Source organism: Leeia speluncae, assembly GCF_020564625.1.
Classification (GTDB): domain Bacteria; phylum Pseudomonadota; class Gammaproteobacteria; order Burkholderiales; family Leeiaceae; genus Leeia; species Leeia speluncae.
The window spans coordinates 468,753-486,814 of sequence record NZ_JAJBZT010000001.1; the positions used below are offsets into that span (position 1 = coordinate 468,753).

Here is an 18,062-nt window from a genome sequence, read left to right on the forward strand (position 1 = left end):
ATGGCTGGCTTTGAAGGATCTTATCTCGGAAAAGAAGAGCGTATTTCTGACGAATCGACCATGGAATGCAAAATTTGCTGGTGGGTGTATGACCCATCAGTGGGCGATGATGTTTGGCAGATTCCCGCTGGTACACCATTTTCTGCATTGCCAGACCATTGGAAGTGTCCAAATTGCGATGGCGCCAAAGACCAATTTATGGTGACACATGCCGAATGAAGTAACGGCGAAATTAGTCTCTACTTTTGAACACATTTGGCGTAACCGTATGGCAGATGTACCCATCTTGAATCCGAATTTATCGGTGCAAGCCGTTGGGTTCAGAATGACAGATGGTCGTTGGACAGGGGTGTTGATTACCCCTTGGTTTATGAATTTGCTCTTGCTGCCCGCAGACGGTGAATTGCCCGCATCTACCCCGGGAGACCCGGTATTGGTCAATTTACCGGGGGGTGAAATGCCTTTTTTATTGGCGAATGAACCTGGTATTGGGGAGTACGCCATGTGTTCGCTGTTTTCGCCGGTAATGGAGTTTGCTGATATGGATGCCGCCGTGGCGACGGCAGAAGCCGTGCTGGCACTGATGTTTCCTGCGACAACGCCAGAAGAAACCGTCAGTGCAGAACCTGTGGCGATGAGTCGTCGTCGTTTGTTTGGATTTAGTCGTTAATGCAGCGAAATATTGAAGTTTCTTCGACTTTACTCAATACGGGGCAACCCGTTTGTTCGGTACACTGGCATCGTGTACCTGCAGAACGATTGTTTATTGGGAAGCCAGCAAGTAGCGTGTTGCCATTGGTTCCCCTGCTGTTTTCGCTATGTGGAAAGGCGCAATCGTTAGCCGCCATGCTGGTGCTGGATCAAGCGATTCTTGCCGATATGCTGGCAGAAGTGCGTTTAGAAGCGATTCGTGAAACGGTATTTCGATTTTCTGTAGACTGGCCGAAATTGCGTGGCTTTATACCGGCAAACTTGGCTGAATTTCGTACCTTTAGTGAATTAACCGACTGGAAGACATGGTGTGAGCAACACTGGTTTGGCATGCCGGTACACGAATGGGCGGGGCTAGGAGAGGCGGGCTGGCTAAGTTGGATTCAGTCTGGCGCCACCCCCATTGCAAATGATGCACGCTGCTTGTTTGGGCAAGTGATGCCAATCCCCAAGCTCTGGCCTTGGCAGAGTGCGGCGCATCTTGTTGAAGCCATTAATCCAAGCTTGTGGACCGCGACGACATTGCCTGCGGGGCTAGATGCGAGTGCATTATCGATAGAACAACGTGAAGTGCATGGGTTGCTGCACGAGGGGCGAATCCCGCTAGCGAGATGGTTAAGCAGGATGGTGAGGTTAGCTAGGATGCTAACACTGACCGAACCACATGCATCGGTAGCGCGTTTAGAAAGAGATGGGCAACCACCAATCAATGTAGCGATGGTAGAAACTGCGCGTGGGTATTTGTTGCATCTTGCGGCCAGTAATGAAGCAGGTGTGGTCGAAACTTACCAAGTCATTCCGCCCACCGCATGGCATGCTCATCCTGAAGGCGTCATCTATAACGCAGTGATGAGTTGCCTGTTAGGGAATGCGTTCGATTGGCAGCAACAAGTGACACTCATTGATCCGTGTACAGGATTTGAGTTAGCCACACCGCCAAAGAATAGCGCGGGTACGATGGAAGAAAGACAAATTCATGCATGAAATGTCCTTGGCAGAAGGCATTGTTCAACTGCTAGAAGCCGAAGCAAAAAAGCAGTCGTTTACGCGAGTAAAACAACTATGGTTGTCGATTGGCGAATTGGCAGGGGTGGAGCTAGAAGCCCTGAAGTTCTCGCTGGACGTCGTGATGCGAGATTCGCTGGCTAATGGCGCAACGGTACATGTTGAGCGCGAGCCAGGCCAAGGCTGGTGTATGGCGTGTAGCCAACCAGTGCTGATCCATGCCCGTTATGACGCCTGCCCGAAATGTGGTGTGTTCCAAGTACAGGTAACGGGTGGGGACGAAATGCAGGTAAAAGAATTAGAAGTGGAATAACCATTTGCGGTGGTTCTCGCTGATGTGATCAGCACGTAGTGGATGAGCGATTAATGGCGTGGCAGGGTGTTTCTGCTAACAAGAATGAAAAGAGGGTGTTATGTGTACGGTATGTGGATGTGCAGACGGAAATGTACAGATCGAAGGGGCAAGCAAGGGGATGAAATACCCATACCGCCCAAAACGCGGACATGTGCACGCTCACCATCATCACCATGATCACACCCATCCTCATGATCACGTTCATGAGCACTCGCATACGCCAACCGCAGTGGCGGTGGTAGAAGAAGCTGTCATCGTTAATGAATCCACCGGCGATCGTGACTATGGTCAAGGCCCTGCTCACGCCCATGCACCGGGGATGACACAAGCGCGGATGGTGAAGATCGAGCAAGATATTCTAGGGAAAAATCAGCAATTAGCCGAAATTAACCGCAAGTGGTTTGCAGATCGTGGCGTATTTGCGATCAACCTCGTGTCTAGCCCTGGCTCTGGTAAAACGACGCTACTGACCGAAACGATTAAATCACTACAAGATATTGGCAAAGTGTATGTGATAGAGGGTGACCAACAGACCACCCATGATGCGGATCGGATTCGGGCAACCGGTGCGGCGGCACTTCAGATTAATACGGGTAAAGGTTGTCATCTGGATGCCCATATGGTGGGAGAAGCCTTGCCGCGACTCAACATTGCAGACAATAGTTTGGTGTTGATCGAGAACGTGGGCAATTTAGTCTGCCCATCGGCGTTTGATTTGGGGGAAGCTCATAAAGTCGCCGTATTGTCTGTCACCGAAGGGGAAGACAAACCGCTGAAATACCCTGATATGTTTGCCGCTTCTGACGTCATGATTCTAAACAAGATCGATTTATTGCCGTATTTAGATTTTGATGTGGATGCTGCCATTGGCTACGCCAAGCGTGTGAACCCAAACATCCGTGTCATTCAAGTATCTGCCCGAAAAGGGGATGGGATGGATGAATGGCTAGATTGGCTACATCAAGGCATGAATAAAGCCCAATTAGCACGTCAGCAATGGGTGCAAGAACTAGAAGCACGTATTGCCGTGTTAGAAGCGCAATTAGCCGCGCAAACTTCTCGTTAATGGCGAGATGGTTTTGAGCCAGCCGTTAGCGATAGGTGAGCGTTGGTTAGTGAGCGGCCGCGTTCAGGGGGTGGGGTTCCGCCCCTTCGTCTGGCAATTGGCCAAGACGCACCAGTTAATTGGCTGGGTCAGAAACACCCCAAGCGGCGTAGAGATTTGCTGGCAAGGGTCGGCTGAAAGCTTTGATTCGTTAGCAGCAGACTTTTACCGTCAGTTACCTCCGTTGGCGCATGTTCATACCTTGGTGAGAGAGGTTTCACCTTTACAAGCTTGTGCCGATTTTCAGATCTTGCCGAGCCTGCAAGGAGAGGTAAAAACCAGTATTCCGGCCGATTTAGGCATTTGCGACGCCTGTTTGAATGAGTTGTTTGATCCAGAAGACCCTCGCAACGGCTATCCGCTGATCAACTGTACCCATTGCGGCCCGCGCTACAGTATTTGCCATGCGTTGCCTTACGATCGTCAGCAGACCAGTATGGCCACTTTCCCCATGTGCTCACGCTGTGAGGCGGAATATCATGCGCCAGATAATCGCCGATTTCATGCCGAACCAACTGCATGTCCAGCGTGCGGGCCAAGATTGCAATGGCGGCGTATTGGCGCTGGGCTAGTCAACGATTCTCCTCTGACTGCGGCAATTCATGCGTTACAAGCTGGCGAGTGGATTGCGGTAAAAGGGTTGGGCGGATTTCATCTGGTGGGCGATGCCAAACAGCCTGCAGTCGTAGCTACTATTCGCGATAAAAAACGCCGAGCGACCAAGCCGCTCGCAGTCATGATGATGAACCTGGATAGCGTTAAGGCATGGTGCGAAGTCACACCAGCAGAGGCAATGTGGCTAACCCGCCCTGAACGGCCAATTGTGCTCCTGAAAAAGAAGCCCATTGCCGATACGGCTTTATCGGGTATTGCACCGAATATGGACCGAATTGGGGTGATGTTGCCCTATACGCCGCTCCAGTGGCTAATGTTTCATGAAGCCTTGGGAAAACCCGTCGGGCAACATTGGCGAGAGGTGGCGAATGATCTGGTTTGGATCATGACGAGTGCCAATCATGCCGGTTCACCGATTCTCACTAGTGCGGAAGCGGTTGAAGAAAAGCTTGATCATCTGGTTGGCGGCATTTTGGATCATGATCGACCAATTATTCATCCCTGCGACGATAGTGTATTGAGCGTGGTGGATGATCAGCCTGTTTGGTTACGCCGAGCAAGAGGCTTGGCACCAGAGCCGATTTATCTTCGGTCAACCGGTGCAGACGTGTTGGCGCTAGGCGGGCTCCTAAAAAATACCATCACGGTGTGTAAAGAAGATCAGGCTTTTGTTTCCCCTCATCTGGGAGACCTTCAACATCCCGCAGTCGCAGAGCGGCTACTTGAAACCGTAGATAGCTTATTGGCTTTTACCCATGCCAAACCAGCGGTGATTAGTTGTGATGCGCAGCCAGATTACATTGGCTATCGGTTGGCTGAACAGTTGGCGGAAAAGTGGCAAATCCCGTTGACTCCTGTGCAGCATCATCATGCGCATATTGGTGCCGTGTTGGCTGAAAAAGGGGTAGAAGAACCAGTATTGGGGCTGGTGCTGGATGGTTTTGGCTGGGGCGAGGACGGCACCGCGTGGGGCGGCGAATTACTGCTAGTCGATGGGAAAACAGCGAATCGATTGGGGCATATCAGTGAAATAGCGCTACCCGGGGGAGATTTGGCCGCCAAACTACCTTGGCGGATGGCGGTTGCATTGGGGCAGCAAATACAGCGTGCATTGCCTGCCGAGGTTGCAAATCAAACCGGTGTTCAGGTGGTGAAACAGCAATTGGCTTTAGGACTAAATGCGCCAACTACCAGCAGTATGGGGCGCTGGTTTGATGCCATTGCCGGTTGGCAGGGAATATGCAGTGAGCAGATTTTTGAAGGAGAAGCACCTATGCGCTTAGCCGCTTTATTAGGTGAGTTTCCGCCGCCGTCAGTTATCTCTGATATTCCTCCCTTTGCCCCTGTACTGGATTTACTACCTCTTGCCAAAGCGGCATTGGCCGCTAGTGATGATACAGAGGTTGCGCGCCAATGGCATGTAGGGCTTGTGCAGCAACTGGCGGGTTGGGTGTTATCTGCAGCCCAACAAACCGCGCTTAAAACGGTGGTATTAGCAGGTGGCGTATTTGCGAATGCTTATTTGTTGGCTGGCTTAAAACAACAGCTTCTTCAGCATGGAATTAACGTGTTAGTGGCCGAACAAATGCCCGTTGGCGATGGCGGCATTAGCCTGGGTCAAGCATGGATAGCGCGAAAGCATCTGCAGCAACACGAACAACACACAAAATAACCAGAAGAGGAGAGCCAAATGTGTTTGGCGATGCCAGTAAAAATTACCGAACTCTTGCCAGATGACATGGCAAAAGTCGATGTCGATGGCGTGACGCGAGAGGTTTCTATCGCCTTAATCGAATCCCCGGCCGTTGGTGACTACGTTATCCTGCATGTGGGGTACGCGATTGGCAAATTAGACCCGGCAGAGGCCGCTCAAACGCTTGCTTTGATGGAAGAACTGGCTGCGAGCGAAGCAGAAGGGGCAACGCCATGAAATACGTTGACGAATTCCGCCGTGGCGATGTGGCGCGTGGTATTGCCAAGCATATCGCAGGTTTAGTCGATCCGGCTCGCGAATACCGTCTAATGGAGTTCTGTGGCGGGCATACCCATGCCATCGCCCGTTATGGCCTAACTGGATTATTGCCTTCTAATATCCGCCTGATTCATGGTCCGGGTTGTCCGGTCTGTGTATTGCCTATTGGTCGGATAGATTCTGCAATTGAGCTGGTGCTACAACATCAGGTAATTTTGTGTACCTATGGCGATACCTTACGTGTGCCGGCTTCAAACCGGATGAGCCTATACAAAGCCCGCGCAGAAGGGGGAGATGTACGGGTTATCTATTCAACTAGCGATGCACTGCGTATTGCGCGAGAAAACCCGGATCGGCAGGTAGTCTTTTTCGGGATCGGATTCGAGACCACCACCCCACCAACCGCCATGGCACTCAAAACCGCGAAGACTGAAGGACAAAAGAACTTCTCCGTGTTCTGTAACCATGTTCTGACTCCCCCCGCCATGCAGCACCTGTTGTCTGCGGGCGATGCAGTGGAATTAGATGGGTTTATTGGCCCCTCTCACGTTAGTACCGTGATTGGCAGTGATCCATACCAAGCGGTCGCCAAGCAATATCGTAAACCGGTGGTGATCGCTGGTTTCGAGCCACTCGATGTCCTGCAAGCCACCGCCATGTTAGTCGAAGACATTAATCATGGCCGCGATGGCGTTAGCACCCAATTTACCCGCGCCGTTACACCAGAAGGTAACCAAAAGGCGAGGTCTGTGGTGATGGAAACCATGATGCTAAGGGATACCTTTGAATGGCGTGGATTAGGACAAGTCCCACATTCAGCTTTGGCGATTCATCCAGATTACGCTGACTTTGATGCTGAGCAGCGCTTTGCTTTACCTTATCGTCACGTGCCCGATCACAAAGCCTGCGAATGCGGCGCGATACTGCGCGGGCAAAAACAACCAAGTGATTGCAAAGTGTTTGGCATTGTCTGTACGCCCGATAACCCGCTCGGTTCCTGTATGGTCTCTAGCGAAGGGGCGTGCGCGGCGCACTACCACTATGGCCGATTTGTAAAATCGCCCACGCAAACAAGCGTGGAGGAGGGCGCATGAAAATGGCTTACCAACGGAAACTAGATTTACAAAACGGAAAGATTGATTTAACACATGGCAGCGGTGGTCGCGCCATGGTACAACTGATTCATGAGCTGTTCGCCGACGCGTTTGGCAACGAATGGTTGGCGCAAGGCAATGATCAAGCCATTCTGCCGCCAACACAGGGCAGGTTAGCGATTGCGACCGATAGCCATGTGATTTCGCCGCTATTTTTTCCTGGCGGGAATATCGGTAGTTTGGCTGTCCACGGAACAGTGAACGATCTCGCCATGGGCGGGGCGATACCGCAATATTTATCAGTTGGCTTCATCCTGGAAGAAGGCTTGCCCCTTTCGCAACTGGCAGAGATTGTGCGCTCGATGGGCGAAGCAGCGAAAGCAGTAGGTATTGCCATTGTCACGGGCGACACCAAGGTGGTCGAAAAGGGTAAAGGTGACGGAATTTTTATCAGCACCACTGGCGTTGGTTATGTACCGGATGGCGTGAATTTGTCGGGTGATCAGGCGCAAGTCGGAGATGTGATTTTAGTCTCTGGCACCATGGGCGATCATGGCATGGCGATCATGTCGCAACGGCAAAATCTAGGTTTCGAGAGCAATATTTGCTCGGATTCTGCCTCGTTGCACGAACTTAGCGCCGCGTTAGTGAAACACGTACCCAGTTTGCGTCTGATGCGAGATCCAACCCGAGGCGGGTTGGCGACTACTTTAAACGAAATAGCTCATCAGTCTGCTGTGGGCATGTCGCTCTCGGAAAGTGCGATTCCGGTGAATCCATCGGTACGGGCTGCTTGCGAATTATTAGGACTAGATCCTTTGTATATGGCAAACGAAGGCAAGCTGATTGCAATTTGTTCGGCAGAAGATGCTGACATTGCGCTAAACACGCTGCAATCGCATCCGCTGGGTAAGAATGCGGCGGTGATTGGCACCGTGGTCGAAGATCCGCATCAGTTTGTACGTGTCAGTACGGATTTTGGTGGCGAGCGTTTACTCGATTGGCTAAGTGGCGACATGTTGCCCCGTATTTGCTAATCGTATTTGTAGCAGTTAAAGAATAAAAGCGGCTGGGATGCAATCAACAATCAAATCTCATCGCAAGAAAGTAGAAAAGAAAGGCTTGCAATGGCAGTGCAACCCGCAGTGTTGTTGGTCGATGATGAACCGCGCTCACTTGAAGCCTTGGTACGCACGTTAGAGGATGATTTTGTCCTCTTTACGGCGGGAAGTGCGGCAGAGGCGCTCAGCATTTTGTCGTCTGAATTTATTCAGGTCATCGTCAGTGATCAGCGTATGCCAGATAGAACCGGTGTCGAGTTTCTCCAACAAGTAAGAGAAGAATACCCTGCCATTGTGCGTATTATCTTATCGGGCTATACCGATAACGCCGATATTATTTCCGCTGTGAACGAGGCCGGTATCTATCAATACCTGCTCAAACCATGGCGACCAGAATCCCTCTTACTGACGGTACAAGGGGCGGCAGAACTACATCGCCTCCAGCAAGAAAACCAGTCTCTTAACATCGAGCTCAAATCTTCAGCCCCTTGGTTGCAAGCGCAAGTCGAAAAAAAACGCACAGAAGTACAGCAACGCTCTGCGATGGAGCGGATTGTCCGTGCGCCAGATAGCCCGCTCAACCATGTTTGCGATCTACTCTTACGTGTCGCGCCTTTTGACATTGCGGTGCTGATCGAAGGCGAATCTGGCGTGGGTAAAGAGTTACTCGCCAGAGCGCTGCATTATGTGAGCCACCGCAAAGATCGCCCATTTATTGTAGAAAACTGTGCCGCGATGCCAGAGCAATTGCTAGAAAGCGAACTATTTGGCCATAAACGTGGCTCATTTAGTGGTGCGTATCGCGACCATATTGGCCTCTTTCAACAAGCCGATGGCGGGACAATTTTCCTCGATGAAATTGGTGAAACGTCACCCGCTTTTCAAGCAAAGTTGCTCCGCGTATTGCAAGAAGGGGAAATCCGCCCAGTAGGCAGCTCACGCCCAATAAAGGTCGATGTCAGAGTTGTGTCCGCAACCAATAAAACCTTGCAAGACTTAGTAAAACAAGGTTTATTTAGGGAAGATTTATTTTATCGCTTATCGGCATTTTCTGTGGTGGTTCCTCCGCTGAGAGAACGTCCGCAAGATATACCATTTATTGCGAACTCATTACTCGATCAGGCCAAGGCGCATTTCCAACGCCCGCAAGCGACATTGGGTAAAGAAATCTTACAATGCCTATCTGCCTATCGTTGGCCAGGTAATGTAAGGCAGTTACGAAACGAAATTAGCCGTTTGCTGGTGCTGAGTGATGCTTCTGAACTCTCTGCCAAAAATTTATCTGCAGAAGTATTGCAAGCGGCAGATGAAGGACAAGAAGCAGAGCATGCCTTTCTAGCAAATGTCTCGGGCGATTTGAAAACCAGACTAGATGCGTTAGAAAAACAAATTATCAAAGAAACCTTAACTCGGTTACGCTGGAATAAAACCAAGGTGGCAAGCGAACTAGGCTTGTCTAGAGTCGGTTTACGGAATAAGTTGACACGCTATGGCCTTGAAAAATAACAAAAAGCGCATGATCTGGCTGCAATCTGGTGGATGTGGCGGCTGTACCTTGTCCCTCTTAAATGCAGAGCAACCCAATGTGTTGCTTGCACTTGAAGATATGGATATCGACATCGTTTGGCATCCTACGCTATCTGAAGCTTCATTAGATGAAGTGAGTGCCTGTTTAGAACAATTACTTACAGGTGAAGCACCAGTTGATATTCTCTGTTTAGAGGGGTCCGTCATGACAGGTGCCGCAGGTAGCTATCATCGTCTACCCAATGGGCAAAGCATGGCCTCTATGATTACCCAGTTAGCCAATTTGGCAGACTATGTCGTCGCCGTGGGTACCTGTGCAGCCTATGGCGGGATTACCGCCAGTGGCGATAATCTAACCGGTGCGGTTGGGTTAATGTTCGAAGGAAGCCAACTTGGTGGCGCATTAGGGGGGGCGTTCGTCTCCAAATCCGGCTTGCCGGTGATTAATATTTCCGGTTGCCCCACCCACCCAGATTGGGTATTGGATACCTTTGCCTTGATCGCTGCCAATAAACTGACGCATCAAGATTTAGATCCGCTCGGTCGTCCCCGTTTTTACGCCGATCGTTTGGTGCATCATGGTTGTGACAAAAACGAGTTTTACGAATTTAAAGCTAGTGCAGAAGCGCCTGGTCAAATGGGCTGCTTAATGGAGTTTGTCGGCTGTAAGGGGACACAAGCCCATGCCGATTGCAATATTCGGCCTTGGAATGGCAATGGCTCTTGTTTAACCGGTGGTTACCCTTGCATTAATTGCACTTCGCCAGATTTTGCCGATCCCGGACATGCCTTTTTCGAAACGCCAAAAGTGGCTGGGTTTCCAGTTGGTTTGCCTACCGATATGCCGAAAGCGTGGTTTGTCGCATTATCTACCCTGTCTAAATCGGCAACGCCAAATCGGGTAAAGGCCAATGCAACAAAAGATCGGATTACCGTTGCACCGTCATTACCAGAAAGCAAGAAAAAATGAGTAGTAATCGTCGGATTCTCGGCCCATTTAATCGGGTAGAAGGTGATCTGAGTATCGCCATTGCTATCGAAAAAGGCTTAGTTAACAAAGCAGAAGTTACTGCGCCTTTGTTTAGAGGGTTCGAGCGAATGCTCGCCGGTCGTGATGCGTTAGATGCGTTAACGATCGTACCAAGAATTTGCGGTATTTGCTCCGTTTCGCAATCCGTGGCTGCTGTACGCGCACTGACCCAATTGTTTGGTGTTACGCCACCCACTAATGGTTATCGGATGATGAATCTGATCCATGCAGTCGAAAACCTTGGCGATCATCTCTCGCATTTTTATTTATTCTTTATGCCAGATTTTGCAAGAGATGCTTATGCTGATCGGCCTTGGTTTCCTACGGCTGTAAAAAAATTTAAAGCCACAAAAGGCGAGTCTCAACAAAAAATGCTAGAAGCGCGGGCATTGTTTATGCACTTGATGGGAACACTAGCTGGTCACTGGCCGCATACCTTATGCCTGCAGCCAGGCGGTGTTACGCGGGTGATTCATGCTGCCGAACAAGCCAAGCTATTGCAAATCCTTCGCCAAATGCGCCGATATCTAGAAACTTATACTTTTGGCGTTTCGCTAGAGACCGTCTGTGATTGGCATGATGATCTGCAGCTAGATGATTATCGTCTCCAGCATCCAGATACCGATTTTTCTCTTTTCTTGCAAATTGCCGCAGATCTTAGGCTTAGTGATTACGGTAGGGCGTATGATCGATTTATTGCTACTTCATCCTATCAAATGGGAAATGACACGCCATCCATTACGCTATGGGAAAAGGGAGCGTTAACCTATCTTTCTGCGAGTGAAGTAACCGAAGACCATCAATATAGTTGGTATTCAGGGGACGATGCGGTTTCGCCATTTGCATCAGAAACAACCCCATTGCCTGACAAACAAGATGCATATAGTTGGAGTAAGGCTCCGCGCTTATCTGGCTTGCCAGCAGAAACCGGTGCGATTTCTAGAGCAATGATGAGTAGTCAGCCCTTAATTACTCAATTAGTTAAACAACAAGGTGGCAATGTCTTTAGCCGAGTGGTGGCTAGGCTCACCGAAGTAGCCAGAATTCTTCCACAAATGGAACGCTGGTTAGCGGATATTCAACTAGATGCCGCATTTTCTGCCGATACGCCAGCGAAGCCGATGCACCAACAAGCCATTGGTTTTACAGAAGCTGCCAGAGGGCTGTTAGGTCACTGGGTCACGTTAGATGGTCGGCAAATTACGGATTACCAAATCATTGCGCCAACGACTTGGAATTTCTCGCCAAGAGATCACGTTGGTGTGCCCGGCCCATTGGAAAAAGCCTTAGAAGGTTTGCCCGCAGAAGATGCGCAAGCCTTAATGATTCAGCATGTGGTTAGAAGCTTTGACCCATGCCAAGTTTGTACCACCCATTAAACAATCACGAAGAGGATTAGTTGGGTATGGGAATCGCGCCACAAGTTGCTAGTGCCGGCCAAGAGTTAGCCGAAGCCGCTTGGATTGAAGTTATCCAACGGATGGATCAAGTCTATAGTGAATTGGTCGCATCACAAGAAAACCTAGAAGAAAAGCACCAAGAATTAGCCGACGCACACCATTTTACCGAGCGTGTACTAGCGGCGATGACCGATGTACTAGTTGTATGTGATGCCCAAGGCCATGTCACGCAAGTCAACCATGCAATGCAATCGCTAACTGGACAAAAAAGTAATCTGCTCACAGGTAAGCATATTTTGTCTTTGTTAAATACCGATCTTGCCATTCAAACCATGCAACACCTGATTGAAACTGGCAAAACAGATACGCTAGATCTCGAGTTACCCCTGCGTACCAACACGGGAGAATCTATCCCCGTTACTTGGAATATTAGCCCCTTATCCGATGGGGCAGGGCGCTATAGTGGCTTCGTTGCCGTTGGCCGACCAATTGGAGAATTAAAGCGCGCTTATTCCGAGTTACAAGCAGCACACAAAGCCTTGCAAGCCGCCCAAGCGCAGTTAATTCAAGCAGAAAAAATGGCATCAATTGGTCGCTTAGTTGCTGGTGTTGCACATGAGCTCAATAATCCAATTAGCTTTATTTTGGGTAATACGTTTGCGATGAGCAAATACGCGACGAAGTTAGAAACTTACTGCCAAGCATTACACCAAGAAACATTGTCTCCGGCACTGCAAACGTTGCGAGAACAACTAAAAATCGATCGTTTAATGAAGGATCTTCCTTCTTTGGTGGATGGTTTACGAGAAGGTGCAGAGAGAAGTACGCAAATTGTCGATGCTTTAAAACGTTTTTCTGCGGTGGAAGAAAACCTTCAACAACCCTTAGATTTAGCGGAAGCAATTAGAAGATCGCTTTACTGGGTGACGCGAGCCACACCAAGCAATATTTCGGTGAAAACAGAAGGCCTAGACCATACGGTGATGGTCTCTGGCTCGGTCAACCAATTGCAGCAAGTGTTCGTCAACCTTATTCAAAATGCCGTTGATGCGGTCGAAAAAGCAGCGCATCCAGAAATAACCATTTCACTCACTAGTGATCCCCAGTATGTAACAGTCTGTGTGGCAGATAATGGCACCGGTATCCCAACCGAAAATTTATCCGCCATTTTTGATCCCTTCTTTACCACCAAGCCAATTGGTAAAGGCACAGGGTTGGGGCTCTCTATTTCTTACGGCATCGTCGAAAACCATCTTGGGCATCTGATGGTAGAAAATCGGGAAACTGGTGGTGCGCAATTTAAAGTGCAACTCCCGTTACATTAAATCTGGAAACTTACTGTACACCAAGGTTTGTTAACCGTTAACTTGCTTATCGAAAAGGTGAGTGGCGATTTTCTATGTGCTTGATAAATATATAAAAATAATTCTGGCATGGTTCTTGATTGCATAGCATGAATAAATTGGCTGAATCCTACCTGTGTGGCACTCATTAGCAGGACTCACCTCAATTTGCCGCTTGCTGGCAATCATCAGAATACTTGGAGACACAAGATGAAACTTTGGAAATACCTGCCAGCAGTGGCAATGGGCGCGATGGCGACAGTCGCCTCTGCACACCCTGGGCATGCAGAAACGGTTTCTTTTCTAACTGGTGCACTTCATCCACTAACAGGGCTAGATCATTTGCTAGTCATGTTTGGCGTTGGTGTTTGGGCTGCTCAGCAAGAAAAGTCCGCTAGTTTAGCTATCCCCGTTACGTTTGTACTGGTCATGATGCTGTCTGGCATTGCAGGTTACCTTGGGGTGACATTGCCACGCGTAGAAACCGGCATTGCTTCCTCTGTTGTGCTCATCGGTTTGTTAGTGGCATTTGCGATAAGATTACCCGCATGGATTGGCATGCTGATGACGACTGTGTTTGCCGTGTTTCATGGGCATGCTCACGGATCAGAATATTCAGAAAGTCATGGATTCTGGTTATACGGGCTCGGATTTGCGCTAGTGACGGCTGCGTTACATGCAAGTGGTTACTTAGTTGGATATCGCTTTAGCCAAAACCGCCGTGCGGTGGCAGTTGGTGGTGTATTAATGGCGACTGCGGGCGTGGTGATGCTTAGCCAAACCATTTAATTCACGCGCTAGACCTTCCATTTTCAAGCAAAACCCCACACTTTATGTGGGGTTTTGCTTTTTCAGCGACAGAGTAAGCAAGCATTTAGTTAGCATGCGTTTATTCGACACAAAGGCATGTTATAATTCAACGTTTTGATTGTTCATCGGATACCCCAATGTCACGCGCATTACGCAATATTGCCATTATCGCCCACGTTGACCACGGTAAGACTACCCTGGTTGACCAACTACTCCGCCAAAGCGGTACTTTCCGCGACAACCAACAGGTTGACGAACGTGTAATGGATAGTAACGACTTGGAAAAAGAACGTGGTATCACGATTCTTGCCAAGAACACCGCTATCGAATACGAAGGTACACACATCAACATCGTGGATACCCCAGGACACGCAGACTTCGGTGGTGAAGTTGAGCGCGTATTGGGTATGGTGGATGGCGTATTGCTACTTGTTGATGCCGTAGAAGGCCCGATGCCACAAACACGTTTTGTGACCAAAAAAGCATTGGCTCAAGGCTTGCGTCCAATCGTGGTGATCAACAAGGTTGACCGTCCAGGCGCGCGTCCTGACTGGGTTGTAGACCAAACTTTCGATCTATTCGACAAGCTAGGTGCAACAGATGAACAGCTAGATTTCCCAATCATTTACGCTTCAGGCCTAAATGGTTTTGCTAAGCTAGATCTAAACGCAGAATCTTCTGATATGCGTCCATTGTTCGAAACTGTATTGCAACACGTTCCAACCCCTCCGGGTGATCCAGAAGCACCGCTTCAGTTGCAAATCGCAGCGCTAGACTACTCTACTTACACTGGCCGCCTAGGGGTTGGCCGTGTATTGAATGGCCGTATCAAGCCAGGTCAAGCAGTAGTGGTAATGAACCACGAAGACCAAGTTGGCCAAGGCCGTATCAACCAAGTACTTGGTTTCAAAGGTTTGGACCGTGTACCGGTTGAATCTGCAGAAGCTGGCGACATTATCATCATCTCTGGTATCGAAGAAATCGGTATTGGTGTGACGATTGCAGACAAAGATAATCCTGTTGGTCTACCAGTATTGGCTGTTGACGAACCAACCCTAACCATGGACTTCATGGTTAACACTTCTCCACTAGCTGGTACAGAAGGTAAGTTCGTTACTAGCCGTCAAATTCGTGACCGCTTGACTAAAGAGTTGCTAACTAACGTAGCGCTTCGTGTAGAAGACACTGGTGACGCGGACGTATTCCGTGTTTCTGGTCGTGGTGAATTGCACTTGACTATCTTGTTGGAAAACATGCGTCGTGAAGGCTTCGAAATGGCCGTTGCGAAACCACGGGTTGTTTACAAAGAGATCAATGGCGAAAAATGTGAGCCATACGAAAACCTAACGATCGACTTGGAAGATTCAAACCAAGGCGCAGTGATGGAAGAAATTGGTCGTCGTCGTGGCGAATTAACCAATATGGAATCTGACGGCATGGGCCGAACTCGTTTGGAGTACCACATCCCAGCGCGCGGTCTAATTGGTTTCCAATCTGACTTCATGACGATGACCCGTGGTACCGGTCTAATGTCTCACGTGTTTGATGACTACGGTCCTGTGAAAGCAGATTTGCCAGGTCGTCATAACGGCGTATTGATCTCTCAAGAAGGTGGCGAAGCAGTTGCTTACGCGCTATGGAACTTGGAAGATCGTGGTCGTATGTTTGTTAGCCCAGGCGACAAACTATACGAAGGTATGATTATCGGTATTCACAGCCGTGATAACGATCTAGTGGTTAACCCAATTAAGGGTAAAAAACTAACTAACGTTCGTGCCTCTGGTACTGACGAAGCTGTTCGTTTGACTACCCCTATCAAACTAACTCTAGAATCTGCTGTTGAATTCATCGATGATGATGAATTAGTAGAAATCACTCCACAAACAATTCGTATCCGTAAGCGTTACTTGTCAGAAAACGAGCGTCGTCGTGCTGCTCGTGCTGGCGATTAATCTGCTTCACTGAAAAGCCCACGGTCTTCGTGGGCTTTCCAAGAGGGCCGATTTTGCAGATCGGCCTTTTGTAGTCTAGACTTAACTCAGGAAGCACAGCATGAGCCAAATTGAACGTATTGGGGTGACCAAGCGTTGGTCTGATGTCGTACTGCATGGTCAGACAGCGTATTTTGTTGAAGTGCCTGATTCTCTGCACGCCGACATCCAAACCCAAACTAAAGAAGTGTTAGCCAGCGTAGAGCAGCGTTTAGCTGGTTTTGGCAGTGATAAAACACGCTTGTTGCAAGTGGTTATTTATCTGACAGATATGCGTTATCTGGCAGAGTTCAACGAACTTTGGGATAGCTGGTTGCCCGAAGGTTCTGCTCCTTCACGCGCTTGTGTGAAAGCAGAATTAGCAGACCCAGGTTATAAAGTAGAGCTAGTCATTACAGCAGCTCGCTAACCAACTGCGTAGATACCAGTTTTGTGCAATGGTGAATTGGGGGAAGTACCATTGCGCAATGAATAAAAAATAGTATAAAAAGACGCAAACAATAAATATAACGTCAAACCCTAACGAGTACGCGTGCCCGCATGATTTGCAACCCTTATGAAATTATTATTCAAGGCCTAACGTCAAATGGCCGCCAGTTCCGACCAAGTGATTGGGCGGAGCGTCTGTCTGGCATCTTGTCCACTTTCGGATGGGATCAAAAGATGTCTTATTCACCTTATGTTCGTCCAATGACTTTAGATGGCGTGCGTTGTGTCGCTGTTGATCGCCAGTTGGAAGAAATTAATCCACGAGTGTTTGCTTTCATCATGGCATTTGCCAAAGACAATGATTTGAAAGTAGTGGACTGTCGTACCCTAATGACAGAGCTAGAAGCGAGTGGTAAAGCGGGTGATACTGCTGCTTAATAGACTTGCAACTAACTTGTCATGTATCCGATTGTATTTGCAATCAAATGGCTCATATGCCAAAAATAAACGCTTGGATTAACCAGGCGTTTTTTTTATCTAGTGAACTATAGTTTAAAAAAGTGTGCGTGAATCCCGGTAGCCAAGTATGCAGAGAAAAATACCAGCACCGTAGTTTTCCCCATTGCCGTCGCGTTATTTGCCATTTATTGTCTCTTTCCCCCTAGGAGAGAAAAACGTATGGCCACCTATGATTATCAAAACATCTTAGAAACCATTGCTGCTGAAGTTTCGCCATTAACTTGGCAAGGAAAGGTTGCGGATTATATTCCCGCCTTAGCTTCTGTCCCTTTGGGAAAATTTGGCATGTCTGTTCAAACGGTAGATGGCCAAACTTTTAGTGTTGGCGATGCGGAAGAGCGCTTTTCGATTCAAAGTATGTCGAAACTCTTTACGTTGACCATGGCATTTCGCTTATTAGGTGATGAGCTTTGGCAAAGATTGGGAAGAGAGCCTTCTGGCAATCCATTTAATTCCTTAGTGCAGCTGGAATACGAGCAAGGCAAACCAAGAAACCCGTTTATCAATGCGGGTGCCTTGGTGGTGACAGATGTGCTAAGCAGCCACTATGTACAAGCGGAAATTGCCTTTTTGCAATTCATGCGAAAGCTAACTGGATTAACCAATATCCATTTCGATACGGTCGTGGCACAGTCCGAAATAGCGACTTCATCACGAAATGCCGCGATGGCGCATTTGATGAAGAGCTTTGGTAATTTAAAGTCACCAGTAGATATTGTGCTAAACAGCTACTGCCATCAATGTTCAGTCACCATGTCTTGTGAAGAAATTGCTCGCGCAGCGCTGTTTTTAGCTAATCACGGTGAAGTGCCGATGAGTGGAGAGCGATTACTCAGTGTGAGTGCTTCTAAGCGCATTAGCGCAGTGATGCTGACATGCGGCACTTATGATGCAGCGGGTGACTTTGCTTTCCGCGTTGGCTTGCCTGCAAAGAGTGGTGTCGGCGGCGGTATTGTTGCTTTGCTACCCGGTGAAGCCTCTATCTGCGTGTGGTCGCCAGGCCTAGACGAAAATGGAAACTCATTAGCTGGTGGAAAGGCATTAGAACTCTTTACTACGCTAACAGGACGTTCTATTTTCTAATTAATAATTAAT

18 protein-coding genes are annotated in these 18,062 nt (G+C 48.7%); all 18 read left to right on the forward strand.

Annotated elements, in window-relative coordinates:
- The 18 genes from LIN78_RS02295 (at position 1) to LIN78_RS02380 (ending at position 18,050) form a co-directional block, all read left to right on the forward strand.
- Positions 1 to 219 (forward strand): rubredoxin, encoded by a 219-nt coding sequence (locus LIN78_RS02295; RefSeq protein WP_227178053.1) that lies wholly within the window; start codon positions 1 to 3, stop codon positions 217 to 219.
- Complete coding sequence (hybE, locus tag LIN78_RS02300; RefSeq protein ID WP_227178055.1) at positions 209 to 670, forward strand: [NiFe]-hydrogenase assembly chaperone HybE; 462 nt, start codon at positions 209 to 211, stop codon at positions 668 to 670. Before LIN78_RS02295 ends, hybE begins: the two co-directional genes overlap by 11 nt.
- Positions 670 to 1,695, forward strand: a complete 1,026-nt coding sequence (locus LIN78_RS02305) for a hypothetical protein (protein ID WP_227178058.1) — start codon at positions 670 to 672, stop codon at positions 1,693 to 1,695. The genes hybE and LIN78_RS02305 overlap by 1 nt, the downstream gene beginning before the upstream one ends.
- Positions 1,688 to 2,029 (forward strand): hydrogenase maturation nickel metallochaperone HypA, encoded by a 342-nt coding sequence (gene hypA / locus LIN78_RS02310; RefSeq protein ID WP_227178060.1) that lies wholly within the window; start codon positions 1,688 to 1,690, stop codon positions 2,027 to 2,029. The genes LIN78_RS02305 and hypA overlap by 8 nt, the downstream gene beginning before the upstream one ends.
- A 100-nt stretch (positions 2,030 to 2,129) precedes the next feature.
- Entirely contained in the window at positions 2,130 to 3,137 is a 1,008-nt protein-coding gene (gene hypB / locus LIN78_RS02315) for a hydrogenase nickel incorporation protein HypB (protein WP_264474455.1), read from the forward strand.
- Positions 3,138 to 3,150: 13 nt separating this feature from the next.
- Complete coding sequence (gene hypF / locus LIN78_RS02320) at positions 3,151 to 5,463, forward strand: carbamoyltransferase HypF (protein WP_227178062.1); 2,313 nt, start codon at positions 3,151 to 3,153, stop codon at positions 5,461 to 5,463.
- Between the two features lie 18 nt (positions 5,464 to 5,481).
- A complete protein-coding gene (locus LIN78_RS02325) occupies positions 5,482 to 5,721 on the forward strand; it encodes a HypC/HybG/HupF family hydrogenase formation chaperone (protein WP_227178064.1) in 240 nt (79 codons plus the stop codon).
- The gene (hypD, locus tag LIN78_RS02330; protein ID WP_227178066.1) at positions 5,718 to 6,857 is read left to right on the forward strand and encodes a hydrogenase formation protein HypD; all 1,140 of its coding nucleotides are present in this window, start codon (positions 5,718 to 5,720) and stop codon (positions 6,855 to 6,857) included. Before LIN78_RS02325 ends, hypD begins: the two co-directional genes overlap by 4 nt.
- A complete protein-coding gene (hypE, locus tag LIN78_RS02335; RefSeq protein WP_227178068.1) occupies positions 6,854 to 7,894 on the forward strand; it encodes a hydrogenase expression/formation protein HypE in 1,041 nt (346 codons plus the stop codon). The genes hypD and hypE overlap by 4 nt, the downstream gene beginning before the upstream one ends.
- Positions 7,895 to 7,984: 90 nt before the next feature.
- On the forward strand, positions 7,985 to 9,424 hold the full coding sequence (locus LIN78_RS02340; protein WP_227178070.1) for a sigma-54-dependent transcriptional regulator: 1,440 nt from the start codon (positions 7,985 to 7,987) through the stop codon (positions 9,422 to 9,424).
- A gap of 10 nt (positions 9,425 to 9,434) precedes the next feature.
- Positions 9,435 to 10,415 carry an NADH-quinone oxidoreductase subunit B family protein gene (locus LIN78_RS02345; protein ID WP_227178072.1) on the forward strand — a complete coding sequence of 327 codons (981 nt, stop codon included), beginning with the start codon at positions 9,435 to 9,437 and terminating at the stop codon, positions 10,413 to 10,415.
- Positions 10,412 to 11,854 carry a nickel-dependent hydrogenase large subunit gene (locus tag LIN78_RS02350; RefSeq protein WP_227178074.1) on the forward strand — a complete coding sequence of 481 codons (1,443 nt, stop codon included), beginning with the start codon at positions 10,412 to 10,414 and terminating at the stop codon, positions 11,852 to 11,854. Before LIN78_RS02345 ends, LIN78_RS02350 begins: the two co-directional genes overlap by 4 nt.
- A 26-nt stretch (positions 11,855 to 11,880) precedes the next feature.
- A complete protein-coding gene (locus LIN78_RS02355; protein ID WP_227178076.1) occupies positions 11,881 to 13,200 on the forward strand; it encodes a PAS domain-containing sensor histidine kinase in 1,320 nt (439 codons plus the stop codon).
- A gap of 228 nt (positions 13,201 to 13,428) precedes the next feature.
- Positions 13,429 to 14,007, forward strand: coding sequence for a HupE/UreJ family protein (locus tag LIN78_RS02360; protein WP_227178078.1), 579 nt, complete (start codon positions 13,429 to 13,431; stop codon positions 14,005 to 14,007).
- A gap of 158 nt (positions 14,008 to 14,165) precedes the next feature.
- A complete protein-coding gene (gene typA, locus LIN78_RS02365; protein ID WP_227178079.1) occupies positions 14,166 to 15,980 on the forward strand; it encodes a translational GTPase TypA in 1,815 nt (604 codons plus the stop codon).
- A gap of 100 nt (positions 15,981 to 16,080) precedes the next feature.
- Positions 16,081 to 16,428 (forward strand): RidA family protein, encoded by a 348-nt coding sequence (locus LIN78_RS02370; RefSeq protein ID WP_227178081.1) that lies wholly within the window; start codon positions 16,081 to 16,083, stop codon positions 16,426 to 16,428.
- A 131-nt stretch (positions 16,429 to 16,559) separates the two neighbouring features.
- The gene (locus tag LIN78_RS02375) at positions 16,560 to 16,886 is read left to right on the forward strand and encodes a DUF3579 domain-containing protein (protein ID WP_227178083.1); all 327 of its coding nucleotides are present in this window, start codon (positions 16,560 to 16,562) and stop codon (positions 16,884 to 16,886) included.
- Between the two features lie 240 nt (positions 16,887 to 17,126).
- Positions 17,127 to 18,050, forward strand: a complete 924-nt coding sequence (locus tag LIN78_RS02380; RefSeq protein ID WP_227178085.1) for a glutaminase — start codon at positions 17,127 to 17,129, stop codon at positions 18,048 to 18,050.
- Positions 18,051 to 18,062: the final 12 nt, after the last annotated feature.